22 protein-coding genes are annotated in these 23,942 nt (G+C 65.2%); 8 read left to right on the forward strand and 14 right to left on the reverse strand.

What is annotated here, in order from left to right:
• Positions 1-304 precede the first annotated feature (304 nt).
• Positions 305-472, forward strand: a complete 168-nt coding sequence (locus tag ON23_RS37825; protein WP_157170201.1) for a hypothetical protein — start codon at positions 305-307, stop codon at positions 470-472.
• 90 nt (positions 473-562) lie between these two features.
• Here the strand turns inward: ON23_RS37825 and ON23_RS10625 are convergent, their stop codons facing one another.
• Complete coding sequence (locus tag ON23_RS10625; protein WP_083903827.1) at positions 563-1,126, reverse strand: DUF4192 family protein; 564 nt, start codon at positions 1,124-1,126, stop codon at positions 563-565.
• 868 nt (positions 1,127-1,994) lie between these two features.
• On the opposite strand from ON23_RS10625, the gene ON23_RS37830 reads away from it, so the two are divergent.
• The gene (locus ON23_RS37830) at positions 1,995-3,164 is read left to right on the forward strand and encodes a hypothetical protein (RefSeq protein WP_143860145.1); all 1,170 of its coding nucleotides are present in this window, start codon (positions 1,995-1,997) and stop codon (positions 3,162-3,164) included.
• A gap of 320 nt (positions 3,165-3,484) precedes the next feature.
• On the opposite strand, the gene ON23_RS10640 is transcribed toward ON23_RS37830, so the two are convergent.
• The 6 genes from ON23_RS10640 to ON23_RS10665 all read right to left on the reverse strand — a co-directional run bounded on the left by ON23_RS10640 (position 3,485) and on the right by ON23_RS10665 (position 8,575).
• A complete protein-coding gene (locus tag ON23_RS10640) occupies positions 3,485-3,745 on the reverse strand; it encodes a hypothetical protein (RefSeq protein ID WP_039777902.1) in 261 nt (86 codons plus the stop codon).
• A 91-nt stretch (positions 3,746-3,836) separates the two neighbouring features.
• On the reverse strand, positions 3,837-4,595 hold the full coding sequence (locus ON23_RS10645; protein ID WP_039777904.1) for a class II glutamine amidotransferase domain-containing protein: 759 nt from the start codon (positions 4,593-4,595) through the stop codon (positions 3,837-3,839).
• Positions 4,583-5,800 (reverse strand): hypothetical protein, encoded by a 1,218-nt coding sequence (locus tag ON23_RS10650; RefSeq protein ID WP_039777905.1) that lies wholly within the window; start codon positions 5,798-5,800, stop codon positions 4,583-4,585. The genes ON23_RS10645 and ON23_RS10650 overlap by 13 nt, the downstream gene beginning before the upstream one ends.
• A 139-nt stretch (positions 5,801-5,939) precedes the next feature.
• On the reverse strand, positions 5,940-6,689 hold the full coding sequence (locus ON23_RS10655) for a class II glutamine amidotransferase (RefSeq protein WP_051042363.1): 750 nt from the start codon (positions 6,687-6,689) through the stop codon (positions 5,940-5,942).
• Complete coding sequence (locus ON23_RS10660) at positions 6,677-7,414, reverse strand: hypothetical protein (RefSeq protein WP_039777906.1); 738 nt, start codon at positions 7,412-7,414, stop codon at positions 6,677-6,679. Before ON23_RS10660 ends, ON23_RS10655 begins: the two co-directional genes overlap by 13 nt.
• A gap of 585 nt (positions 7,415-7,999) precedes the next feature.
• Positions 8,000-8,575 carry a hypothetical protein gene (locus ON23_RS10665; protein ID WP_039777907.1) on the reverse strand — a complete coding sequence of 192 codons (576 nt, stop codon included), beginning with the start codon at positions 8,573-8,575 and terminating at the stop codon, positions 8,000-8,002.
• Between the two features lie 126 nt (positions 8,576-8,701).
• On the opposite strand from ON23_RS10665, the gene ON23_RS10670 reads away from it, so the two are divergent.
• Positions 8,702-9,250, forward strand: coding sequence for a hypothetical protein (locus tag ON23_RS10670; RefSeq protein ID WP_143860141.1), 549 nt, complete (start codon positions 8,702-8,704; stop codon positions 9,248-9,250).
• Positions 9,251-10,302: 1,052 nt separating this feature from the next.
• Positions 10,303-10,644 carry a hypothetical protein gene (locus tag ON23_RS10675; RefSeq protein WP_039777909.1) on the forward strand — a complete coding sequence of 114 codons (342 nt, stop codon included), beginning with the start codon at positions 10,303-10,305 and terminating at the stop codon, positions 10,642-10,644.
• A gap of 49 nt (positions 10,645-10,693) precedes the next feature.
• On the opposite strand, the gene ON23_RS10680 is transcribed toward ON23_RS10675, so the two are convergent.
• Together ON23_RS10680 and ON23_RS10685 are read right to left on the reverse strand one after the other, a co-directional pair.
• Positions 10,694-11,032, reverse strand: a complete 339-nt coding sequence (locus ON23_RS10680; protein WP_039777910.1) for a histone-like nucleoid-structuring protein Lsr2 — start codon at positions 11,030-11,032, stop codon at positions 10,694-10,696.
• 583 nt (positions 11,033-11,615) lie between these two features.
• On the reverse strand, positions 11,616-13,109 hold the full coding sequence (locus ON23_RS10685) for a ribonuclease H family protein (protein ID WP_039777911.1): 1,494 nt from the start codon (positions 13,107-13,109) through the stop codon (positions 11,616-11,618).
• Between the two features lie 603 nt (positions 13,110-13,712).
• On the opposite strand from ON23_RS10685, the gene ON23_RS10690 reads away from it, so the two are divergent.
• Positions 13,713-13,901 carry a helix-turn-helix domain-containing protein gene (locus ON23_RS10690; RefSeq protein WP_039777930.1) on the forward strand — a complete coding sequence of 63 codons (189 nt, stop codon included), beginning with the start codon at positions 13,713-13,715 and terminating at the stop codon, positions 13,899-13,901.
• A 202-nt stretch (positions 13,902-14,103) separates the two neighbouring features.
• Positions 14,104-15,249, forward strand: coding sequence for a tyrosine-type recombinase/integrase (locus ON23_RS35870; protein WP_051042366.1), 1,146 nt, complete (start codon positions 14,104-14,106; stop codon positions 15,247-15,249).
• Between the two features lie 28 nt (positions 15,250-15,277).
• Here ON23_RS35870 and ON23_RS10700 read toward each other — a convergent pair whose 3' ends face one another.
• Entirely contained in the window at positions 15,278-16,399 is a 1,122-nt protein-coding gene (locus ON23_RS10700) for an acyl-CoA dehydrogenase family protein (protein ID WP_039777932.1), read from the reverse strand.
• A 124-nt stretch (positions 16,400-16,523) separates the two neighbouring features.
• Positions 16,524-17,528, reverse strand: coding sequence for an AraC family transcriptional regulator (locus tag ON23_RS10705; RefSeq protein WP_039777912.1), 1,005 nt, complete (start codon positions 17,526-17,528; stop codon positions 16,524-16,526).
• A gap of 150 nt (positions 17,529-17,678) precedes the next feature.
• On the opposite strand from ON23_RS10705, the gene ON23_RS10710 reads away from it, so the two are divergent.
• Both ON23_RS10710 and ON23_RS10715 read left to right on the forward strand, forming a co-directional pair.
• Complete coding sequence (locus ON23_RS10710) at positions 17,679-18,686, forward strand: zinc-binding alcohol dehydrogenase family protein (protein ID WP_039777933.1); 1,008 nt, start codon at positions 17,679-17,681, stop codon at positions 18,684-18,686.
• 86 nt (positions 18,687-18,772) lie between these two features.
• Positions 18,773-19,693, forward strand: coding sequence for an alpha/beta fold hydrolase (locus tag ON23_RS10715; RefSeq protein WP_039777935.1), 921 nt, complete (start codon positions 18,773-18,775; stop codon positions 19,691-19,693).
• A 5-nt stretch (positions 19,694-19,698) separates the two neighbouring features.
• Here the strand turns inward: ON23_RS10715 and ON23_RS10720 are convergent, their stop codons facing one another.
• Genes ON23_RS10720 through ON23_RS10730 form a run of 3 tightly spaced genes read right to left on the reverse strand, consistent with a single transcriptional unit; the run spans position 19,699 to position 23,934 of the window.
• Positions 19,699-21,099 carry a WS/DGAT/MGAT family O-acyltransferase gene (locus tag ON23_RS10720; protein WP_039777913.1) on the reverse strand — a complete coding sequence of 467 codons (1,401 nt, stop codon included), beginning with the start codon at positions 21,097-21,099 and terminating at the stop codon, positions 19,699-19,701.
• 56 nt (positions 21,100-21,155) lie between these two features.
• On the reverse strand, positions 21,156-21,872 hold the full coding sequence (locus ON23_RS10725) for a polysaccharide deacetylase family protein (RefSeq protein ID WP_039777914.1): 717 nt from the start codon (positions 21,870-21,872) through the stop codon (positions 21,156-21,158).
• 46 nt (positions 21,873-21,918) lie between these two features.
• Positions 21,919-23,934, reverse strand: coding sequence for an SDR family oxidoreductase (locus ON23_RS10730; RefSeq protein WP_039777916.1), 2,016 nt, complete (start codon positions 23,932-23,934; stop codon positions 21,919-21,921).
• Between the last annotated feature and the right edge of the window lie 8 nt (positions 23,935-23,942).

A 23,942-nucleotide genomic window follows, 5' to 3' on the forward strand; every position in this document is an offset into this window, starting at 1 on the left:
CATCCGGCGGAACCTGCGTCCGGCCGTCGGATGCCTCGTCGCCGGCGACCGTGGGCGCAGGCTGTGAACCGACGGGCTCATCACCAGCCAGATCGCCGGTCGTGGTGGACGTATTGGGCTCGGCGTCGGGTTCGATGTCGGGGACGACGGTGAGGGCGGTCGAACTCAAGGAAACCTCCTACGAGATAACGAACGGCGCGGCTCACCGATTGAATGGTGGTGTGGCCGCGCCGATCTGGACGGTGAACCGGATTGGGGTGGTTCAGGCGGCTGCCTGCCTCGACGCACGGGTGACATTGATCGGGTGCAGGCGCAGACCGCCGTGCGCGTCATCGAGGTAGGCCCAATGACGGCCCCGCCAGCCGGCATGCTCGCCGCGCCAACGGTCGGCGACAGCGGAATCCATCTCGTCGAGGATGGCCGCAGTGCCAGCGGCGCCACGGTGTTCGAGTCGATCGAAGTCCAGGCGTGACAGGGTCGGGACAGAGTTCGCAGACGGCATGAACAGTGACCTTTCTGATAGGCGACGAAAACGAGGACACGAGAAAAGAGCCGATGCTGGTTAGCGGTGCAGATAGAGGCCGAGCGCGGCGGCGATGTCGTACGCGTAATTGACGACAGCCTGGAGCCGGAGTGGAGACGTCCCCAATTCCAATGCTGTGTTGAGGGATTGGGCGAACCGGTGCTGTGGGTTGGAGTTCAGGGCCGCCTCCAGCGCGATCGAGGCCAGCACTACATCGCCTCGGCGATTGGCCGAAAACGCTAGCTGGGCCGCGACATGGGCGCGGTCGGGATCCGGAAGTCTGCGGGTGGCCAGCGCCCACAAGCGCTCAGCCGCATCGACACGAGCGGTGCCCACCAGCCCGAGTACGCAATGGCGCGCTGCGGCAGCGCGCAGGAAGACGGCGAGCACGGCCATATCGGCCGGAGTTGACGTCGCGCCTGCCATGAACGCATCGATCCGCGCGAGAACCGTGTTGACGGCAGCGCGGCGATTGGTACCACCGGCCGTAGCCTGCTGAGCGAGCCTCGCACGAGGGTGCTGGTGTCGGCAGCGAGCAGCTTGCGGACGTCTGCGGGCCAGCGACCGGCGGATCGGTCGCCCGCCGAGGACGAAGGTGGGCATTGGGGGACGCGTCGGGGTCCGGTGCGACGCTCGACGATGTCGAGCATGTAAGCGTGCCCGCTATGCGGTTCGGGCGCGGGTTGTGTGCTGCTGTCGATGATGAGAATCGCCACAGCCGAGGAATTTTCGTCCGCCGCGAGCTCAGCCAGCGATATCGCGACCTCGGTCATCTGCGCCGCTGAGACTGAGGTCGTGATGGACGACGAGATTGATGCAGCTCGTGGGTGGGCGAGCGGCATCGAACAGCGTCGAGCAGGGTCGGCACGGCGGCGATGAATTCGACCGGGGCGGATACTCGCAGCGCCTGCTCAGACATGAGGATCCCTCCTTCTGGAAATGAATCGGAGGCGGGGTCACCCCGGCCTCACCCATTTAGGGGCTGGTGGATGTCGTGGCCGTTGGTGATCAGGCGGGCGTGGCCAGTGACGATCGGCTCGTGGGGAAGCTCAGTCGTCGCATTGGTTACCGCCTTGCGGCGTGACCACCGGATCTGATGGCGCACAACGTGAGCCGCGATTTGCGGATCACTGTCTGCTGTGGACTCGATAACCAGAACCGTCGGCAACAGCGGGCCAGCACGCGATTATGGGCGCGGCGGCGCCGGGGTCACACACTTGGGCTGGGCTGGTATAGGGAGTCCGCGGGTGGCGATGGTGTCGTACGGGCAGCGCCGGATCGCTGTCGAGCTCACTAGGGTCGGGTCCGGCGGCATGATGTAGTGCGCAGCGAAGCAGCACAACCGCAACCCGCGAAGCAGCGGTGAAGGTCGATGGTGCACGCGTCGATACGGCAAAATTCCTCTACTGCAGTGCATTTGCGCTCTATCGTTGGATCATCTCACTCCTCAGACCCAAAGAAGCGAGCCATCATGGATCCAATTGCGATCGCTGGATTAGGCGTTTCTATCGTGGTGGGGGCGATTACAGCACGACTTGCGATGCGTCCAAATGCTGAAGTTCGCATCAAATCGAACATTCAAAAATTTCTTCGAAATTATCGATACTTTAAGGCTAACGAAACCGATTTAGGGTATGACGCGTACCGCCGTTTGACTAACTATCGCCACCCGAACCTTCCGATGTTAGCAAAGGAAGGATGGATACCGTCAGCGCCCATACCGATCCACGAGATCAGTCTCGTCATGCACGATGCTTCTGAAAGCTATCGGTTTCCCGTGCCCGAGATTGCAAAGCTCTCCGGATTATCGCTGGCTGGCAAAGTAACCTACAGTCAGGCTGTCACAGAGTTTGCAGGGATGTCGCACTTTCACGATGGCGTCATCTATCGCACGGTAGGTATCGACTTTTCGGAAGACAGTAAGACTATAGAATTCAGTAGGGGATATTATTTTGAGCACCTTGACACAAATGAGGTACTGGCATACTCGGCGGTGGCGCGAACCAACAGGAGGTATCGAGCCAGGTTAAAAGACCCATTTGATCTGCGTAATCGAGTTGCCGGCCTCGGCATCTTGACGCTGACAGTGTACGAAAAGAAGCCGGGTGAGTTCGCGTTTCTGATGCACAAACGATCCGATAAGGTGGTGATCGGGGCCGGCATGTTCCACCCCGTCCCTGCTGGAGAATTTACTCCATCCGATGTGAGCTTGGAATCTTTTGAACGAGACTTCGATTTGCGCAGGAACATCGATCGTGAGTTCGCGGAAGAACTGCTCGGGGATCCTGACGCTCAGGGTGCTGGAGGGTTTCAAATAGATTATGTGAATGCGCGCCCCTATAAAGAGCTGAGAGAGTCGATGAAGGCGGGGGATCTGAGCTACCACTGCCTCGGCATCGGGATGGACCCGTTCACTTGGAAGTTGGAGTTGCTGACGATTGCCATATTTAGATCCGACTCTTTCCAATGGGTATTCGGTGACGGCAAGCTTCCGGGGAATTTGGAAGGGACGATCATTCAGGACAATCGTTTCAATGAAAAAGTGATTGACCAATACGTGCATAGTGGGAGTATCCGGCTGGGCGCGGTAACAACCCTCCGACTGGCCTGGATGCACCGAGGTTTACTGAGAATCGGATGACTGGCTGTTGTTAACGCATACTCTGTCGCTGTATCCGGCTCTGCCCCTGTCGAATCCTGAGATAGGGGACGACCATGCCAGCCGAGACAGGCGCGTCCGCCAGACGCTGCGGAACCGGAACCGAGCCGGCGGCGCCGGCGGGAGTGTCGGGCATCGGGTACCTCCATTCGAAAAAGAAGGGAAAAGAAAGAGGGCCGGAGCGGCGTTGTGGCGAGCCGGGCCGACTCGCGGTGAGCACCGTCGTTCCCTGGCGGCCTTTGTCTGCGGCCGTGACAGCCTTTGAGCGGGTCCAGGCACCGCCACGGGCAAGCGGGCACCGTTCACTGCCCTTCAGCGCTTGCCGAGCCGGGGGAAGGGTGCGCGCGTAGTGCGCGAGAGGCGCTGCGGACGAGCCGCTCCCGGGGCTGGTAGTCGGTGATGGCGTTGTTGAGTAGGTACAGTGGCTCACCGCCGATGACGGTGGCCATCGTGTGCGCGAGGCCGAGTGCGTGTCGCGTCGAGGCGATGTAGGGGTCGAGAGCGTCGAGCAGAATGTCGACGGTCTCGTCGCGGCTCAATGGTTGCGCGGTGGAATTGCCCACGGGTGCTATTCCTTTCGGGACGCCCGGCTTTCGGTCGCTGCCGTTCGGACCATGTAGCGGCGGCCGAACGCGCATCGATCCATGGGGCCGGTCAGTGGAGTTGCAGGCCGAGCAGGTCGGCGTATCGGTCGGCGCCGTCGAATTGTGGGCATGCGCAGCGGGGGAAGGGGTGCATGCAGTCGGCGCAGTATCCGCAGGAGCCGCAATGCGGGCCGAAGGGCTCGTCTTCGAATGCGCCGCAGTATTCGCAGAATCCGATGTAGTCGGTGTCGGCGCTGGCCCATTCGCGTATCAGGTAGCTGTCGTTGGAGTACCAGATGCCGCCGATCCAGTGTCCGTGGTGTTCGTTGAAGATGTAGGCGGGGTGTTTGTAGGCGGGATCGGTGGTCAAGATGACGACCTTGTTGGAGGCGAGCCAGTGCTCGAACCGCGACCGTCCCGCCCAGCTGTCGAGCGACCCGAACGGGTTGGTGGGCAGGAAATCCTCGGCTGCGATCCGGGTATCGGAGCGCGAGTCCCCGGGGGCGGGGTGCACGTTGTCAGGCAGGATCCCGTTGTGGGCGAGTACGGTTCGCTGGTTGCCGCCGACGATGAAGGGGTGGCAGTTGCTGGTATCGCGGTCGCCGTGGGTGGCGTAGCGGGAGTGGAACAACGCCGGGCCGTTGGGATGTTTGGCGCGCTGTTCGGCGAATTCGGTGATCACCTGTTCGGCGTTCATGCCGTGTCCGACGAGGATGGTGTCGTCGGTGTGGATGGCGTAGCCGTGGCCGTGTGGGTTGGCCAGCGCGCCGCCGTGCAGGGCGTCGAGGTCGGGGTCCTGGCCGGGTTTGTAGAAGGTCAGGATGCACACGCGAGGGCCTCCAATTCGTCGGTCAGGCACCGATATTCGGGCCGGGCGGCCAGCCACGCGGTGAACGCCGCCCATTCCCAGCCACGACGGCGCGCGATATCGGCGGCCGACAATGTGCGGGTGTATTCGACGGAGGCGTCGGCGAAGGCGAGCGCGGCCTGCACCTCCCGCGTGTCCAGGGAGCTGGCGAACACCCGTAGCTCGAACGTGTCCTCGGGGCACACGTTGATCGCCTGGTAGCGGAACTCGCATCTTGTTTCACCCTTGGCGTGGGCGGCGGCGTTGGCGCGGGCACCCGGGTCGAACACAGCCCACTGCTCGGAGTCGCGACGCGCCAACCTCTTGACGTGGGATTCATTGCGGTAGACGAACTTCAACCACCGGTAGGTGTGCGCGGGGGAGGAGAACCCGGCACGGGACACGTGCACATGGATGCCGACGCTGGTATCGGTGTAGGCTCCGAGCATCCGCAACCGATTCGGCAGCGACCACGGAAACCGTTGGCGGGCAAACTCATACGACATCGGATGGGTGACGAGCTCGTATCCGCACGGCTGGATGCTGCCGTCGTACTTCAAATATCCGATGTCTCCGAGCTGGTCGATGGCGAGCTCGACGGCTTCGTCGAAAACCTCTCGGGGGGTTTTGATTTCGAGTTCCAGTCCGAGGTACAGCGGTCCGGTGCCGTGGAAGTCGGGTTCGGGTTTGTAGCTGTAGGAGTGGACGCCGCGGTGGTCGGGATGTTGGTTGGCGCAGGCGTCGCAGTAGTCTTCCCAGCAGCGGATGAGGATGTCGCAGCCGCCGCAGCGGTGGTAGTCGGCGTCCGCACACCGCCCGCACACATCCGCCCCGGATTCGGTTTCGCTGAGCCCGTCCGCGCGTGAGCCGCAGTCGTCGCACACCAGGTAGCTGTCGGCGCAGTCGTCGCAGACCTCGCCATGGCCGATGACACGGACCAGGTCGCTGTCGAAGCGGTCGCAGTCGCGGCAGCGACGCCAGCCGATCGAACAATCCGTGCACACGTCGGTGCCGCGCACGGTGGAGCGGCGCTCCCGTGTGGGGGTGGCGCAGTCGTCGCAGGTGTCGAGCCGGTCGGCGCACGCGCGGCACAGATGATCACCCTCGACAATGGTGACGGTCGTGTTGTCGTCGATCGGGTGTGAACAGTCCTCACACCGCCGATCGGTGAGAGTGGATGCGGGCATACAGGATTCACGTCCTTCCGAAAAGTCAGGGACAGACGACGGCGCCCCGCTGCGCGCCGGGGCAGCGGCGCGAAGCGGGGCGCAAGAGGAAAGCGGTGCCAAGCGGCTTGAGTCGAGCAGGCCCGGCGGTCGGGTCAGGTCAGCTGGATGCGGGGGCCGCGGTGGGAGCTGGCCGGGTCGGGGTGGGCCGACAGGTGCAGTCGGGGAAGGCGTGGTGGCAGTGGAAGCACCAGCTGCAGGTGCGGCAGTGGCGGCTGGTGCGTTCGAGGTCGCGGTCCAGGCAGTACCCGCACACCGTCCGGCGGCGGGCCAGCCACCGCTGCTCGGGCGGCAGGTAGGAGCGGTTGGAATACCAGATCCCGGCCACCCACTGCCCCGCTCGTTCCCCGAACAGGTAGGCGGTGTGGGCGTAGGCGGGGTCGACGGTCAAAATCACCAGCTTGCTCGATCCCAACCAGCCGGCCAGTCCGCGCGCTCCGACAGCGGTGTCGATCGGCCCGAACGGTTGAGTGGGTAGGTAGTCCTCGGCCGCGATCCGGGTATCCGAGCGGCGGTCGTACGCGCGTGGATGCACCCGCTTGGGCAGAGTGCCGTTGTGCGCCAACATGGTTCGCACGTCACCGCCGAGCCGGAACGGATGACAGTTCGACAGGTCGATCGCGCCGCGGGTGGCATAGCGGGAGTGGAACAACGCCGGACCGTCCGGGTGTGCGGCGCGGGTGCGGGCGAAGGTGGCGATGACGGTGTGGGCGTTCATTCCGTGCCCGGTGATGATGCGCTCGCTGGCGACGATGGCGAAGCCGTGACCGTCGGGGTTCGCCTCGGCCCCGAACCGCAGCGCGCGCGTGTCGATCGCGGCGCCGGCGGGGTAGTAGGTCAGCAGGCACATTGCAGGTTCTCCATCTCCGCAGCCAGGGGCTGGTAGTCGGGGCGGGTGGTGACCCAGGTGGCGAAGCGGGCCCAGTCCCAGGCACCGGCGCGGATGTCGGCGACCCGCAGGCCACGGGTGTAGTCGATGGAGGCGGCGGTGAACGCGAGCGCGGCCTGCACCTGCTGCACATCCAGCGAGCTGGCGAACACCCGCACCTCCAAGGTGTTACGCGGCAACGGGTTGATCGCCTGATACCGCTCCAACCCCAGCGCGTGCTGCGGTCCCTTGGCGGTATGGCGGGCACGTGCACGGGCGGCGCTGTCGAACTGGGCATAGTGCGTTCGGCGGCGCGCCAACCGTGTGACCGCTGTTTCGTTGCGGTACAACAGTTTCAGCCACCGGTACACATGCGCCGGGTTGTCGAACCCAGCCCGGCTCGCATGCACATGCAGCCCCACCGACGCGTCGGCCTCACATCCCAGCCGGTGCAGCTGGTCGAGCAGCGGCCAGGGAAACGCGTCGATCGCGTACCGGTAGGACATGGGGTGACTGACGAGCTCGAATCCGCACGGCCTGATCGAGCTATCCCGTTTCAAATATCCGAGGTCGCCGAGGTTGTCGGTGGCGAGAACGGCGCAGGTGTCGAAGCGGCGTTCAGGGACGATGATTTCCAGCTCGAGCCCGAGGTAGAGGGGGCCGGTGCCGTGGAAGCGGGGATCGGGGCGGTAGGTGTAGTTCCACACTTTCCCGCGGTGAGTGCAGGCCTCGCACCTCTGTCCGGGTTGGACGAGTGTGCCGCATTCCGCGCAGGCGCGAAATCGACTGGCGCAGCGGGGGCAGGCGCGGTGCCCGCCCGAGATGTAGCGGCTGTCGGCACTGAACCGCCCGCAGCTGAAACACGCGGTGTATAGCGCGCCCGCGCATCGCGCGCACACCGGAGCATCGGTATCGGTGCGCAAGTGCGGGCCGGTCAACCGCCGGCACGACGCACACCCCGCCCACCCGGTCACACAATGCGCACACAACTGCGACTCCTCCGCCGTGTGAGTCAGCCGCAGCGACGGTGTCCGGCAGTAGTCGCAGCGGGGTAGTTGCTGCCAACACGACTCGCACACAGCGGCATTCGTGATGCATAGCTCCGTATCGGACGTCGTGCCGTCACAGACCGCGCACGGTGGGCCCAGGATGGGATCGGTCATGAACGCACACACCCTCCAGAACAGAAAAAGAGCGCCAGCCGACAGGGGACTCGACCGGCGCGGGAGACTGGCAGGAAACAGAGCAAGCAAGAGCAACGGTGGTCAGCCGATGGGACCTGGGGGCTTCGTTCAGGCGGCCAGGCTGGGACGGGCGTATTGGCAGTCGTCGGCCGGTTGGCCGTGGTGTCGGCCCGGACAGTCGATGGCCCGCAGGACGCGGTCGGCCACGGACAGGCGGGTGCGGGTCTCGGCTTCGAGATCGTCGATGCGAGACTTCGCGATTGCCTCGTAGTGCTCGTGCGATCCGGTCACCGACTCCACGTGAGGGAACCCGGCCTGGATCCACATGCGTACATACAGGCCGAAGGCGGCTGTGTTGAGCGGGGCTTTCTGGCTGGCCTCCATGACCGTGAGTGCGACCTCGGCCGCCGTCCCATAAACAGGAGACAGGCCTGCGGCGACGCGGTCGAGCAGTTCGCGGCAGTGCGACCGGTACACGAATTCCTGGCGCATCCGCTCATGGGTCGGCATCAACAACGCGAACGAGTGGTAGACGGTGTTGCGGTGGCGCGTGTGCCGTTGTTGCGCCCGGGCGATTTCGTCTTCGGCCCAGTCGATCTGCTCGAACACCGGCTCGAGATCGGACAGACACCGAGACACCGCCGATGCCACATTAGCGACCTCGTCGCGCTGGCTTTCGGTCACGGGGACTCCTTTCGGCAGCAATGAGTAGTAGAGAAAAAGGGAAGCGAGACATGACCACGAGTTGACGGCTGACGCGGCTGCCTCTGACCGCGTTGTGCTGGATGCGGGGCCGCTGGATGGCGGGCGGTGGGCGTATCGTTGAACTGCGAGGCGCGGGTTGATCTCACCCAGAATTTGGGAGATCACGACATGAACGACCCCCGGGCGAGCAGGAGCAAACGCGGACGAGACGCCGGGAAACTCGCTGGCCAACTACGCCATTCGCGGGAAGTAATGGATCGCCGGCGCGCGCTTGAACGTCGCCGCGAACAGAATGTCAGCGACGCGGTGCGGGAGTATTGGTCAGCGTGGCAGGCGATTTCAATGATCGAACAACGCCGCGACCGTCGCATCCGAGCGTTACACGACAAGATCCGCCACCTCGAACAGACCGCCACAACCGACATCGCGGTACATCACACCAAGCAGGCTGCGGCCGTGGCGCGCATGAACGAGCACGGATGTAGCACCGACGATATCGCCGAACTACTCAAAGTCAGCCTCAAGGGCGTGCGCCAACTACTTGCCGCCGGGCGGGCAAAGCCTGAACCAGGCGTGCAGACGGCACATCGTGAGAGCGAGTCACCGCTCAACGCGCCGCAGCGTTCTATGGAATCGGCAGAACAATCGCCGTGACCAGCATCCGGGAAACAGCCCGCAGAGGGGATCGCCGAACAGACGGTCCGCAAGTAAGCTCGGACCGGCCTACGGTGGCAGGGAGCTACGGCCCTGTATCAGGCGAGGTTACGCGTCGTTGAGGTAGCCACCGGCGCTCCATACGATCCCCTGGAAACCACCTGGGGGAACCGAATGTCGCACCGGGATCCCGGCGGCGGGTGCGAAGGGCCAAAAGCACACGCCGCATCGATGGCAGTACATCCCAGCCCGCCACACCGCATACGCTGCAGGAGCCCCGCGCCGAATTCGCGAGGAACGTCGCAACCGCCGAACCGCGAACCCCCACATAGACAACGACGGCAACGCGAGAAAAAGAGCGAAGCCAAGCGAGACGGCGAGAAGCCACGCCGACGAGACATCCGGGTGGGGGCGGGCAAGCGCTGCGAAGCTGGCGGCGACGCATACGGCGGCAGGCACTACCAGCACCAATCCGAAGACTGTCAAGCGCCCGGCACTCCGGAATCCAGGCTCGGGCGCCAGTAATTGTGCGAGATAGCTGGATTGGGTTCGCTCAACGAGCGAGGAACCCATCACCGGCACCAGACCCGACAAACTCACACCGACACCGGAGTAGTAGTCGGTGCCATAAACCGTCGAGGTCCCCGAAGCGCTGATCGCAGGAACGCTCTGCACGCAATCGTCGTAACCACAAGAGGGACAAGATATATCGACGCTCATGAGGTTCCGATTCCCTCCGACCGCCGTTGCGCCGGGAAGATCGCAGCTGCGCAACAACGTCTCTGCTCGTAGCCGGTGTCGAGATGGTTGCGTTCATCGAACACCGCTGCCCGGAGCCTGTCGATAGGTAAATCGCACAGGTGTGTGACGCATGGGGCACGTACCTCCTCATCTGCCACCGAAATGTGTCGCACATCACGAAGGCTGGCGGGGATGCGTCTTCTTCATACGCATGAATCCATGAAGTGCGCGCCACGCCTCCGGTGCGCTCGAATGCGCCGCGCCTTAGTAGAACCTGAGATCTGCGGTGGCAAATACAGAGGGCGTGGTCGATGTACGACGACCTGTTGACCCTGGCAGTTGAGTCCGATCGAACCCTCGTCCTACATGGGATCCCGTGTGGCGACTGCGGGAAAGTGATGGTGCTCGGCCTGAATACCGGAGTGGCTGCGTGCAGCACCTCCTGGTGCGTGGCAGCTGGGATCTCGATCCAGTTGTGGCGGATACTTGATGCCGCGATCCTGCGGGCCCTCACCGTCCAGTCTCTCGAGGCCCTCGTCCGAAATCCGGCCAGCGCAGTCACGATCGCTCAAGCGCAGGTGCACCGTGAGGCTGATCTGGCCCCGGAAATCGGGCTCACCCAAGACTGGCGAGTGCCGTATGGCCTTTACTGATCAGGCTCGAGCAGGATCGACATACTGCGCCGACATTGCTGAGGCGGCTTTAGTGCGCCTTGTTGTAGGCCTCGACGATGTCTTTGTGAATCCGTCCCCGTCGCGACACTTCATAGCCGTTGTCGCGCGCCCAATCCCGAATCGCCGCAGTCTGGTGCTTGTCGGCGTTGGTCCGGGTTTCAATTGTCTTGCTCTTACCTCGCGGGATCCGCCCCACCCGGCGCGCAGGCTCGGTCCACGGTTCGAATGCTGCGCGCAGCTTGCCGGCATTCTTCAAGGACAGGTCGATCTCGTACTCCACGCCGTCGATGCCGAAGCGCACCGTCTCATCGGCCTTGGACTTCCCGTCGTAGTCGTCCACCAGCTCGACGATGACCTTCTTCGCCATGAAGCACCCTTCAATCAGCCAACACCTGACGCGGCGAAATGCTAATCCCAGCCAAAGAAGCAGAACAAATCCCCAGGCTTGGTCGGGCGGGAACATCAGTCACGCCCCTCCCGATAGACACCCGTCGCGATTTCGAGACTTAGTCAGTTTCGGGTTGTGTTCCGATTGCCGCTATGAGGCTGCCTTGCCTCGAACTTGTGAGTGGCAGCCGCGAGGAGGTCGGGCGCCGCGGGACGGCCCGAGCTGTCGGGCCAGTGCGTCCCAGGCGCCTGACCGCGCGGTTCGGCACACAGTCGCGCCGCCCGCCCGATCGAACGACGACTGCTGACGCGCAGCGCTTCACATGCTCGCCGATCCACATCGCCGTCAGCGATTCAAACACATCGTCTGGATCGCTGGGTGGGGCAGCAGTCGAGCACAGTACTGCCCCCGTGGCTTCGGCCAGGCCGTCAGCTGGATGATGCTCGATGAAACGCTGACGCTGTTTCAACATCACCGAACAGTCGCTGACAGCGGTAGGCGTCGCTGGTGTGGCGGCTGAGCTGGATGTCGCCGTGACAACCGGCTTGCGCAAGGTGGCGGTTCAGTGGTGGCGGCGGGTGCGGGCGAGGCGGTGGGCGCGGTCGTGGAGGTGGTGTCCGGTCCGGCTGGGGATCCAGTGCACTGTGAACGGGACGGGTCGTTGGATGGCGGCGTGGAGGCGTTCTCGCACAGGTTGCGAGATCGGAAATGCGCCCGCGGATCCGGTGGCGAGTGCGCTGGTCACTGCGTCGACGGCTGCGGTGCAATCGGAGAGGATGTGCAGCGGCCGCGTGCGGAGCTCGGGTGCTAGTACGGCTTCGCAGATCGCGATGACTTCGCCTTCAGTGGCGGAGTTCGCCGCCGTGGAGTGGCCGCTGCCGGTGCGTCCGTCGGCTGCGGTCCAGCCGTAACCGCCGGTGGCCGCGTAGCCTGATGCGTCTACGGCGACCTCGAGTGGCTCCCGGGTTTCGTTGTCGAGGGCAGTGCTAGTCACCTTCGTGTCTGCGGGTGTGAGATGAGGGGTGGCCCACGGTATTTCGGCGAGCAGTTCCTCGGCTAGTTCGGCTGCCATACTGAAGTCGAAGTCGTCGCGCTCCCACCGGGCGCGATGGGCGGTTACTACTTCTCGAATGCTCTGCCAGAGACTTGGATTCGCCTCGGCGAGCGCTGCCGCAGCACGGACGTGGCACTGGTCGACGAGACCGGCATCGGCAGCATTCACATTGGTAGCCACAGCGTCACGGAGTTCGTTGTACAGGCGTTGCGCGACGCTGCGGTGAACCCGCAGTGACGCGAATTCCTCATACAACTCCCGCACTCGGCTCAACTGGCCCGGGCAGGGACTGGGACGGGCTTGCCGGGCGCGGTCGCCGATGCGCTGCATATCGGTCCGTACACGGACCTCGACGCGACTTAGTGCGCGCCGCCACCGCTCGATGACGGGGTTCTCGTCGAGGCCGGCGACGTATTCCACAGTGAGGGAGCGTCGTACGGTCCGGTCGAATTCGTCGTCGGCGAGCGCGAGTAGCCGATCCGCATCCGGGGAGATCTCGGCGGCCATCCATCCGTGCTCGACTGCCCATGCCCACCACTCATGGTTGGGCAATCGTCCGCGTTCCGGTGCGATGCCGGTGGATGCCATGGCGAGGTCGAATTGGTGTGAATAGTCTTCGGGCAGTACGAGTTTCAGCAGCCATGCTGACATGAGGTCGAGGTCTCGGGGCGGCTGGTCGGCTCGGTGCCGATGGCCTCGCTCCGCGCGCAGCTCCTTGATCGCTGCCACGCGCAACGCCTGGGCTCGCTGGTGCGCGCGGGTGACGGTTTCGCGTTCGCGCCGCTTGTGGGACAGCGTGAGGATTTGCAACTCGCCCTCGAGTATCGTCTGCACGTAGTGCAAGCCGTCGGCGCGTGCGTGCCGCAGTTGCGGGCTGTGCAGGGCACTGAGGGTCTCCGGTGATGCAGTGTCCTCGACCTCGGACCAGCAGGCGGCCGCCAAGACGTCGAAGTCGGACGACAAAGAGTCCAACAGCGACGTCGAGATCTGGACATCGGTCATGGGGCGAACATAATCCGGGGCACCGACATCCTCGGGCCATCGCCGAGGGTGCGCAGGGCTCGAGGGCCGTGGCGACTGCATCTGTCGTTCCGCAAACTGCCGCTGTGTCGCGGCGGTGAGGATAGTTGTCCGGCGTATGGTTCGAAATCCGTTCGGGCCGGCTGGTACGTCCGTGGTTCCCGTGTTGTATGTCGCGAGACGAGGACCCGATTGCCCCACAGCGGGTTCCGCGTCGCGATCGGATAGCGGCGAACCGTCGGACGTGCGCTGTCTGCTCAGGAGAGGCCCTTCGCTCGACGTCAGGAACGCGCTCGATGCGAGTAACGGTTGCGTCTCCTCGCTGCCTGGAATGAGCGTCGAGCGTATGGTGGCGGTCGCGAGGAACTGAACGGTCTCATGACATGTCGGGAGGCATGTAATGTCCGTGTTCTGCTCTCGCGGCGGGAAAGTTGGTCCCGCATTCTGGAATAGGGTCGCGAACTTCCCATCGGCCTCGCCCTGTTCGCCAGGCTGGCTGTCAAGCTATCGCCATCGCCTTCGCAACCCGGCGTGTCGAAAGCCTGGATTGCGAAGGCGCACACCGGTTTCCATGGGGATCTCGCGATGACGGAAGACGACGTCTGGCTCACAACAGACGAAGTTGCGGCGCGCTTGAAGATCCCGAAGAAGACGCTCGCGGTCTGGGCCTCTCTGGGCCGGGGGCCACGGTACGTACGAATGGGGCGGTACCGCCGCTACAGAGTCGTGGATCTCATCGCGTGGGAGCAGACGCAACTCGAAGGCAATTCCTGATCTCTCAGGCGGTTAGCGCACGCCAGCTTACAGAGACTGCAGCTATTTTCCAGCAACACCAATGATCTTGAAATCTATCACCGGGCAGGCTTGGTTGGAGCCGTCCAATCATTTGCAGCCCGCAATCGCGAAGGGACGGAAGGGTATGGCACACATTCAGCGACGTGCTTGGGGGCGAACTGTGAGCTACGTGGTTCGTTGGGTGGATCCCGACGGCGTCGAACGCTCGGAGTCATTCGCAAAACGCGGCCGCTACGACCAACCGGGGACTGCTGAGTACTACAAGCATCAGTTGGAGACGCGTATGGCTCGCGGCATGTACGTCGACCCAGATCTGGCGAAGGTTCTTCTGAAAGTCGAAGTGGACAAGTGGATTCGGCGAGCGCGAACAGAGACGACTCGCTACCAGCGGCAGAACTTCGCCAACAACCTCGGCGACCTGGCTTCGATGGCGATCGGCGCGATCCGGCCTTCGGATATCCGGGATTGGCTCGACCACCTTCGGTTGGGCCGGCCCTGGTGTCAGGGACGCGCGTTGGGAGAAAACTCGGTCGCGCTGCAGTTTCAGTTCCTCTTCACCGTGTTGAACATCGCCGCGGAAGATGGTGTCATCGTGGCGAATCCGTGCCGGAAGGTCGAACGGCCGAGTCGTCCGGACGCGGAAAAGTCGCCTGCGGAGTTGCTGACGGTTGAGCAGATCCGTTCTTTGATCCGCCACTCGAACAGGCAGACCGGCTGCATGATGCTGCTAACGGCGCAGACCGGTCTTCGTCCGAGCGAGGTTGCAGGCTTACGGGTCTGCGATGTCGATTTTCTTCGCAGGAAGATCTTTGTGGTGCAGCAGGCCAACCACTTTCGCGGAAAAGCCCCGACAGCGCGACTGAAGACGCCGCGAAGCAAGCGCACCGTGCCGCTGCCGGCGGAAGCCCATCGTGAACTCAGCGCCTTCCTCGCCACGGTGGAGCGTGGGAGAAGCGACTTGCTGTTCTATACCAAGGCGGGTCGGCCGTGGTCTGCCGATGGAATGGGCCAGCGGTTCCGCGAGATCGCTGCCAAGGCAGGGGCACCGCGGGGGTTCACCTGGCACGACTTGAGGCATTTCTACGCCTCCGCGCTGATCGCCAAGGGCGCCTCGGTGAAGACCGTGCAGGCACGGCTGGGCCACGCGAGTGCGAACGTCACCTTGCAGGTCTACACCCATCTGTGGCCCGACCACGACTCCCACACGATCTCCGCGATCGACGACATCTTCCACCCGAATAGAGATAACCCCAGGGGGGTACCGGAAAATTCTGAGGTGGATTTCGACGACAGACGGGAGGAAGACGGGAGCGCCACTGCTATCTGACCCCGAAAACCGCCTCTCACCAGGCAATCTACAGACTACGCCCGATAATCAGCTTCATAATTTCGTTCGTCCCCCCGTAAATCTTCTGAATCCGCGCATCCGTGAACACCCGAGAGATCGGATATTCCGCCATATACCCGTACCCGCCGAACAACTGCAGACATTCGTCGGCGACGCGGCACTGTTGTTCGGTCAGCCACCATTTCGCCTTGGCGGCGGTGGGGATGTCGAGTTCGGCGCGGAGGTGTTTGGCGACGCAGTCGTCGAGGAAGGCCCAGGCGACCGAGGCGATGGTGTCGCATTCGGCGAGGGTGAACTGGGTGTTCTGGAAGTTGAAGATGGGTTTGCCGAAGGCCTGGCGTTCCTTGGTGTAGGCGACGGTCATTTCGACGGTCTTCTCGATCGCTGCCGCGGCGGCGACGGCCAGGATGAGGCGTTCCTGGGGGAGTTGCTGCATGAGCTGGATGAAGCCGGTGCCTTCGGTGGCGCCGAGGAGGTTGGTCTTCGGGACGCGCACGCTGTCGAAGAACAGTTCGCAGGTGTCCTGGCCGTGCTGGCCGACCTTCTCGAGGTTGCGGCCGCGGCGGAATCCCTCGCGGTCGGTTTCGACGGCGATCAGTGAAACGGATTCCGCGCCTTTGCCTTCGGAGGTCTTGGCGGCGACGATCACGAGGTCGGCGAGCAGTCCGTTGGAGATGAAGGTCTTGGCGCCGTCGATGACGTAGTGGTCACCGTCGGCGACGGCGCGGGTGCGGATGCCCTGCAGGTCGGAGCCGGTGCCCGGTTCGGTCATGGCGATGGCGGCGACGATCTCGCCGGAGGCCATCTTCGGCAGCCACGCCTGCTTCTGTTCCTCGGTGCCGTAGGCGTTGATGTAGTGCGCGACGATCGTGGAATGCACCGGGTTGCCGAGGCTGGGCGCCATGGCCCGGGTCTGCTCGATCGCGATCACGGCTTCGTGGGCGAAGGTGCCGCCGCCACCGCCGTACTCCTCGGGGATGGAGATGCACAGCAGGCCCAATTCGCCTGCGCGATTCCAGATTTCGCGGTCGACGTGGTGCTGGCGTCCCCAGCGATCCTCGTTCGGTGCGCATTCCTTCTCGAAGAATCGGCGCGCCAAATCGGTGAGCGCGTCGAGATCTTCGTCCATCCACGGGGACCGATGCACCGGCACGGGGGAACTCCTCTGGTCGAATACAGTGTTCGTTCGCCAAGGTAGGAGCGCGCCGCGCGCCGGCCAATGACCGCAGCGCTCGACCTTGTGACCGGATCGCTCAGGGGGTGCCGCGGTAGGAGCCGGGAGAGCTGCCGGTCCAGCGGCGGAAGGCGCGGGAGAAGGCGCTGGGTTCGGAGAAGCCGAGCCGTCGCGAGACCGCCGTCACCGTCTCGCCGCGCACCAGGGCCGCGATCGCGGCATCGCGCAGGATCTGTTCGCGGATGCGACTGGGTGAGGTGTGTTCGTCGCTCAGTTTGCGGCGCAGTGTCGCGGGGCTGACGGCCAGTTCGCCGGCGATCTGCTCGACGCCGGGCCAGTGCCGTGGTCCGCCGCGTTCCAGGATCCGGCGCACCTGCGCCGCCGTGGACACCGCATCGTCGCCGCGGCCGATCACGGCCTCGGGTGCGTTGCGCAGGAAGCGCAGCAGGTCGTCCTCGTCGCGCACGAGGGGTGCGGTGCGGACGGCGGCATCGAAGACCAGGGCCGGATGCGGTGCCGAAAAGCGTACCGGCGCACCGAAGATCAGGTCGTAGTCGTCGAGATCGTTGGGTGGATAAGGGACTTCGACGCGCAGCAGTCGCAGCGAGCCGCCGACCGACCAGTCCAGGAAGCGGTAGACGACCATCAGCATGGTGTCGATGATCAGGCTGTGCGGATGGCGGATACCGCTGAGGTCGAACGCGATTCGCGCCTCGCCCGCGTCGGTGCCGAACCGCAGCGGCGGAAATCCGGGCAGGGCCTTCTCGAACATCCGGAACCGCTGCAATGCGGCGGCGATGTCGCGCGAACCGAGCAGGGCGAAGCACACCAGACGGAAGGTGCCGCGCGGCATCGGATGGCGGCCCAGTCCGAGTAGTTCGTCGTCGGTGCTGCGCCACAGTTGCTGCACCAGGTGCACGGCCTGTCCGACGGTGACGCGGGCACGTCCCTGCTCGAGCAGTTGCGGCGCGATCCCGGCTTCGGCGAGCAGTTCCCCGGTGTCCCAGCCGCGCCGGCGCGCCAGGTCGACGATCGCATGCACCCGTCCGATGGGCAGGGTGAAGGTGGTCGACGGCGCGGGCACGCAGCGACGCTATCAACGCCGGGTTCCGGTGCTCGTGACCGCCTCGGCGGCCGGATTGGCCGGGTTCGTCGGCGCACACGACTACCATCGATCTTCCCGCCGCGGCGCGGGCGTTCCGGTGTCGGAAGGAGTGCGATGAATCCTGCGACGATGGCCGCCTGGCAGGTGGTGCGGCCCGGCCCGATCGACGAATCCCCGCCGGTCCGCACCCGGATCCCGATTCCGGAGCCTGCCGCGGGGGAGGTGCTGGTGCGGGTGCTGGCGTGCGGGGTGTGCCGCACCGATCTGCATGTCGCGGAGGGGGATCTGGCGGTGCATCGGCAGCGGGTGGTGCCCGGCCACGAGGTCGTCGGGGAGGTGGTCGCGGTGGGCGCGGGCGCGACGGCCGTCGCGCCCGGTGATCGGGTCGGTATCGCGTGGTTGCGCAGCACGTGCGGGGTGTGCGCGTACTGCCGGCGCGGTGCGGAGAATCTGTGCCCGAATTCGCGGTACACCGGATGGGACGCCGACGGTGGTTATGCCGAATATGCCACGGCGCCTGCCGATTACGTGTATCCGCTGCCCTCGGGATACGCCGATGCGGAGTTGGCCCCGCTGCTCTGCGCCGGCATCATCGGCTACCGGGCGCTGCGGCGGGCGTCGCTGCCGCCGGGAGGACGGCTCGGCATCTACGGTTTCGGCGGCAGTGCGCATCTGGCCGCGCAGGTCGCTCTGGCTCAGGGTGCCGAGGTGCATGTGATGACCCGCGATGCCGCCGCGCGGGAGCTGGCGCTGGCGCTGGGCGCGGCGTCGGCGCAGGGTGCGGCCGACCCGCCGCCGGTGCCGCTGGATTCGGCGATCCTGTTCGCGCCGGTAGGTGATCTCGTGCTGCCCGCGCTGGCGGGGCTGGATCGTGGCGGTGTGCTGTCGATCGCCGGCATCCACCTCAGCGATATCCCGGCGCTGAACTATCAGCGCCATCTGTTCCAGGAGCGCGAGATTCGTTCGGTCACCGCCAATACCCGCGCGGACGGACGCGAGTTCCTGGAATTCTGCGCCCAGCATCGGATGCAGGTTCGCATCAATCCCTATCCGCTCGAATCCGCCGACCGGGCTCTGGCCGATCTGTCGCACGGCCGGTTCGCCGGGGCGGCGGTGCTGCTCCCCGGAGTTCGGTGACCGCGCCGGCGGTCGCACGGCACCCGGTACCATCGAATTGGAACGTGTTCTAATTCATGACCGGGCCGGGATTGCGGGAGGTTGCGATGGCGGCAGAGCGGCAGACGGCGGGCAACGGTCGCGGGGCGGCCGGCGGGCGCTTCGGTACGCGCGTCTCGCGCACGAACTCGGTGCCGGCCGGCCGGATGGTGGATCTGCCCGGGCGCGGGCGGACCTATCTGGTCGATATCCCCGGGCCCGAGGGCGCGCCGACGGTGATCCTGTTGCACGGGTTGGTGACCACGGCGATGCTGAACTGGTTCCCGGCGCTGGCGGAGTTGTCCGAGCACTATCGGGTGGTGCTGTTCGACCAGCGTTGGCACGGGCACGGAATCCGTTCGCCGCGTTTCGATCTGAACGATCTCGCCGACGACGTTGTCGCCGTCTCCGAGGTGACCGGCGTGCAGCGGCCGATCCTGGCCGGGTACTCCATGGGCGGTATCGTCGCCCAATCGGTGGCGCACCGGCGACCGGACCTCGTCGGCGGCCTGGTGCTGTGCGCGACGACCTACCGGTTCCGGGAGAAATGGCGGGAGCGGCTGTTCCACGGCGGTATGGCCCTGCTGGCCGGGGTGATGACCGAGACGGCCGGGCGCCGGGTGGCGGAGGCGGCGACCAAGCTGCCGATTATGCCCGAGATATCCTGGGAGACAGGGCGAATGGATCGGTGGGCGCTGGCCGAGCTGCGCACCACCAGCGGGTGGGCGATGACGCAGGCGATCGCCGAACTGGGGCGTTTCGATTCCTCGCCGTGGCTGCCGAGTCTGGATGTGCCCACGGGCGTGGTGATCACGACACACGACCGCGCGCTGCCGGTCTATCGGCAGCTGGAGATGGCGAAAATGATTGCCGGAGCGGAGATTTTCCTCGTACCGGCCGGGCATGCGGCCTGTGTACTCGAGGCGGACGCCTTTGTCCCTGTGCTCCTCGAGGCCTGCGCGGCGGTGGCCGCTCGGCGGGAGAGCTGACGCGCTCAGCGCTGGGCGTGTGCCGCCTTCAGGAGCGCGGAGATGCTGTCGTGGACGGCGTCGGCCATCTGGTCCGGATCGGGGACCAGTTCACGGCAGGCGATGAAGCCGAAATCGAGGTCGCCGTTGGCCGACAGCACCGTGACATTGAGGCCCGCGCCGTGGAATACGGGGCCGAACGGGAACAGCGAGTCGATGCGGTGGCCGAGGAAATACAGCGGCTGCTGCGGTCCGGGCACATTGGAGATCACGAGGTTGTGCACCACCGGATGGCGTTCGGCGAGTTTGAACGACGAATAGGCGCGCACCGCGATCCGGAAGGTGTTGGGCGGGGCGTATTCGGCCCAGTCCTGCAGGAAGTCCGCACCCAGGACTTCGTGTTCCTCCTTCGCGCCGACGTTGGCCTCCGCGATGAGCCGCAGCCGTTCCACCGGATCCTCGACGTCGGTGTAGAGCTGAGCGAACAGGGTCGACACCTTGTTGACGCCGCGTTCGTGCCGTGAGGTCTCGTGGGTGGAGACGGGGACCGAGGCGATCAGCGAGGTCTCCGGCAGTTCGTCGTGTTCGCTCAGATATTGCCGAAGCGCCCCCGCGATGACGGTGAGGACCACGTCGTTGATCTTCACATCGAACGCCGCCCGGATCTCCTTGATGTCGGCGAGCGGGGCGGTGGTGAAGGCGACGCTGCGATGGCGGGTGATGGTGCGGTTGAACGGCGTGCGCGGCGCGGTGAACGGCAGGGCCATGCCCTGTTTGTCGGCACGCCGGCGCTGCACCATCCCGCCGAGCTTGCCCAGTGTCTTCGGCACCATGCCCACCACGCCGAGTTTCGCCGGCATCCGCACCAGCCCCTCGGCGGCGAGGACGAGATCGTTGGGCTCGTCGGACTCCGTGTGGGTCTCGGCCGGTGGATCGGGATAGCGCACACCCGGTTCGGCATCGCACAGATACGCCATCATGTTGGCGCCGGTGACGCCGTCGACGGCGGCGTGATGGTATTTCGAGACCACGGCTACCTTGCCGTCGGCCAGCCCCTCGATCACCCACATCTCCCACAGCGGCCGGTCACGGTCCATCGGCTGCGCGGCGATGTCGCCGACCAGTTCGGCCAGTTCCTTCGGCCCCCCGGGGGAGGGCAGCCCGAGGCGGCGGACGTGGCGGTCGATGTCGAAGCCGGTGTCGGTGACCCAGACCGGGTGGTCGAGATCCAACGGGACTCGATGGACGCGGCGGCGCATGGAGGGGATCAGGTGCAGGCGGCGGCCCAGTTCCTCCTTCAATGCGCTGAATTCGTAGTCCGTCCCGTCGGCGGGCGGGTCGAGAATCAGTAGCGCGCACACGTGCAGCAGTTGGGTGTCGGTCTCCAGGTACAGAAAGCTGGCATCCAGCCCGGTCAATCGCTCCATACCTACAGACTATTAGAACACGTTCTAGTTTTGGGTGAAACGGCCGGGGAGTTCGGTCACATTCCGGTGGGTTTCGTGCCAGCGATCAGTTGCGAGACGGTCACGAAACCGTAACCGCGCGAACGGAGTTCCGCGACGATGCGCGGAATCGCCGCCGCTGCGGCCGGTTGGTACATTGCATGCAACAAGATGATCGATCCCGGCCGGGCGCGGTTCACCGTGTCCGAGACTATGACATCGGTGCTCGCGCCACCGGTGGAATCGGATTCGACATCCCACATCACGGTGGTGCGATCGTGGTGGGACAGATACCAGGGCAGCGCGACCAGCTTCTTGCCGTAGGGCGGGCGGAAGGTCACCGGGCCGTGGTATCCGGTGCGCTCGATTTCGGCATCGGTGCGCTCGACCTCGTCGCGGACCGTGGCGGGACCGACGAACACGAGCCGCCGATGGGTGTAGCTGTGGTTACCGAGCTCGTGTCCGGCGGCCGCGATCTGCGCACCGTAGTCGCGATGGGCTGCCAGGTCACGGCCGACGAGATAGAAGGTTGCCGGAATGTGTTCAGCGGCAAGTGTTTCCAGAATCGCGGGGGTGCGGTCGGTGGGGCCGTCGTCGATGGTCAGCGCGACGACCTTTCCGGCGGTGTCGACGCGATGGACCAAGCGGCCGGCGACCTGGAACGTCCGCGAATTCATCAGGACGTAGGTGCCGATCGACAGCACCGCCGCGAGGACGACGACGAGCGCGCCGCCGAGCAGAAGCCTGCGTTTCACCGGCGAAACCTACCACCGGACATCGGGTCCTGTGGTAGGTGCGGATTCACCAGTGCAGGCCGGGCAACCGGTTGATGATCCGCGCCGCGGGGGTGGGCAAGCCCATCAGCGGCTGCACCACCGGTGCGAGCGCCAGCAGCGGGCTGCGGCCGCCGGTCTCGGCCGTATCGCTCGAGGCGGTGCGGCCGTGCCGGGCCGCTGCGGATTCGCCGGTCCGCCGGAACCCTTGGTGCAGAATGGCTTTCTTCACCGAGGGCATCACCGTGTCGACGACCTGGGCGAAGGTGCCGATCGGTGTGTCGATGCGCGCGGGCCGCTCCTCGAGGGCGCGCACCACGATCGCCGCCGCCTGTTCGGGGCTGTGCACCGGCAGTGATCGGTACATCTCGGTCGGCGCGATCATCGGTGTGCGCACCAGCGGCATCCGCACCGAGGTGAAGGTGATGCCGGCGTCGGCGTTCTCGACCGCCGCGATCTCGCTGAAGGTGTCCAGCGCCGATTTGCTCGCCACGTAGGCGGCGAAACGCGGCTGTTTGGTCTGCACCGCGATCGAGGAGATGTTGACGACGTGTCCGAAGCGGCGTTCCCGCATCGCCGGCAGCAGGGCCAGGATCAGCCGCACCGCGCCGAAGTAGTTGACGGCCATCGTCCGCTCGAAATCGTGCATGCGATCGGTGGAGTTCAGCACCGAGCGACGGATCGAGCGCCCGGCGTTGTTCACCACGTAGTCGACGTGATGATGATCCGCGAGCACCTGCTTGACCAGCAGCTCGACCGCCTTCTCGTCGGTGATGTCGCACGAATAGCTGTAGGCGTCACCGCCCTGCTCGCGCACCTGGGCCGCCGCTGCCTCGAGTTCGGCGATACCGCGCGCGACCATCAGCACCGTCGCACCGCGGCGCGCCACCGCGTGCGAGGTCGCCAGGCCGATACCGGAGGAGGCGCCGGTGATGAGCACGATCCGGCCGCGAAGCCGGTCGCCGCCGCCGTGCCGGCGTGCCCGGTCGGGATCCAGATGTGCGCGCCAGTACCGCCACAGGTTCTCGGCATAGGTGTCGAAGGCGGGGACCTCGAGGTCGGTGCGGCGCAGCAGCGCCCGGGTGGAATCGGAGACGAATTCCGACGCGAACGACGTGTGCGGGGCGACCTCGGCGGGAATGCCGAACTGGCTCAACAGGAAATCACGCGCCGCGGTGACACCGGGCAGGCGGTTCAGCGTCGCCAGTGCGGTCTGACTACCCGGAACCGGGCCCACGCCACCGGGTGCGCCGGCGGCCCGCGAGAGTGCGCTGTAGATCTCGGTGAACGGCTGCGGGCGCGGATTGACCAGGTGGAAGGTGCGCTTGTTCAAACCCGGGCGGCCGATGAGTTCGACCATCGCCTGGGCGACGTAGTCGACCGGCACGATATTGGTCGCGCCCAGATCCGGCAGCGGCAGCGGTAGCCCGCCCGGCAGTGCGGCCAGTCGCGCGATGGCGGGGAAGAAGTAGTACGGACCGTCGATCTTGTCCATCTCGCCGGTGCGCGAATCGCCGACGACGATCGCCGGGCGATACACCCGCCAGCGCAGCCCCGTGCTCTCGCGAACCAGTCGCTCGGCAGCGAATTTCGTTCGGTGATAAGGAGATTCGAGGTTCTGGCCGAGGTCGAAATCGTCTTCGAAGAATTTTCCGCGATGGTCGCCGGCCACGGCCACCGACGAGACGTGGTGCAGCATCGCGTCCAGTCCGGTGGCGAGCGCGATCACCGCGCGAGTGCCGTTCACATTCGCCGCATAGGCGGATTCCTCATCGGCGGTCATGTCGTAGACCGCGCCCAGATGTACCACGTGCTGTGCGGCCGGCGGTTCGTCCGCCAGCCCCAGACCGTCGGCCGTCAGGTCTCCGACCAGGGGAAACACCCGGTCGGTGGCATTCCATCGAGCCGCGAGCTCGGCCAGTTTTGCCGCGGAGGCCTCACGGACGAGCACGTGCACCACGGCGTCGGTATCGGCGGAGAGCAGTCCTTCCACCACGCGCCGTCCCAGAAAACCCGTTCCACCGGTCACGATATAGGTGGCCATAACCCCTC

This window comes from Nocardia cerradoensis NBRC 101014, assembly GCF_000308535.1.
Taxonomy (GTDB): domain Bacteria; phylum Actinomycetota; class Actinomycetes; order Mycobacteriales; family Mycobacteriaceae; genus Nocardia; species Nocardia cerradoensis.

What these genes read in the sequence shown, in the direction of transcription:
- ON23_RS10625 (WP_083903827.1), bottom strand. Translation starts at nt 1,126, where the DNA reads ATGCCCACCTTCGTCCTCGGCGGGCGACCGATCCGCCGGTCGCTGGCC.
- ON23_RS37830 (WP_143860145.1), top strand. Translation starts at nt 1,995, where the DNA reads ATGGATCCAATTGCGATCGCTGGATTAGGCGTTTCTATCGTGGTGGGG.
- ON23_RS10650 (WP_039777905.1), bottom strand. Translation starts at nt 5,800, where the DNA reads ATGCCCGCATCCACTCTCACCGATCGGCGGTGTGAGGACTGTTCACAC.
- ON23_RS10655 (WP_051042363.1), bottom strand. Translation starts at nt 6,689, where the DNA reads ATGTGCCTGCTGACCTACTACCCCGCCGGCGCCGCGATCGACACGCGC.
- ON23_RS10675 (WP_039777909.1), top strand. Translation starts at nt 10,303, where the DNA reads ATGTACGACGACCTGTTGACCCTGGCAGTTGAGTCCGATCGAACCCTC.
- ON23_RS10680 (WP_039777910.1), bottom strand. Translation starts at nt 11,032, where the DNA reads ATGGCGAAGAAGGTCATCGTCGAGCTGGTGGACGACTACGACGGGAAG.
- ON23_RS10685 (WP_039777911.1), bottom strand. Translation starts at nt 13,109, where the DNA reads ATGACCGATGTCCAGATCTCGACGTCGCTGTTGGACTCTTTGTCGTCC.
- ON23_RS10690 (WP_039777930.1), top strand. Translation starts at nt 13,713, where the DNA reads ATGACGGAAGACGACGTCTGGCTCACAACAGACGAAGTTGCGGCGCGC.
- ON23_RS10700 (WP_039777932.1), bottom strand. Translation starts at nt 16,399, where the DNA reads ATGGACGAAGATCTCGACGCGCTCACCGATTTGGCGCGCCGATTCTTC.
- ON23_RS10710 (WP_039777933.1), top strand. Translation starts at nt 17,679, where the DNA reads ATGGCCGCCTGGCAGGTGGTGCGGCCCGGCCCGATCGACGAATCCCCG.
- ON23_RS10715 (WP_039777935.1), top strand. Translation starts at nt 18,773, where the DNA reads ATGGCGGCAGAGCGGCAGACGGCGGGCAACGGTCGCGGGGCGGCCGGC.
- ON23_RS10720 (WP_039777913.1), bottom strand. Translation starts at nt 21,099, where the DNA reads ATGGAGCGATTGACCGGGCTGGATGCCAGCTTTCTGTACCTGGAGACC.
- ON23_RS10730 (WP_039777916.1), bottom strand. Translation starts at nt 23,934, where the DNA reads ATGGCCACCTATATCGTGACCGGTGGAACGGGTTTTCTGGGACGGCGC.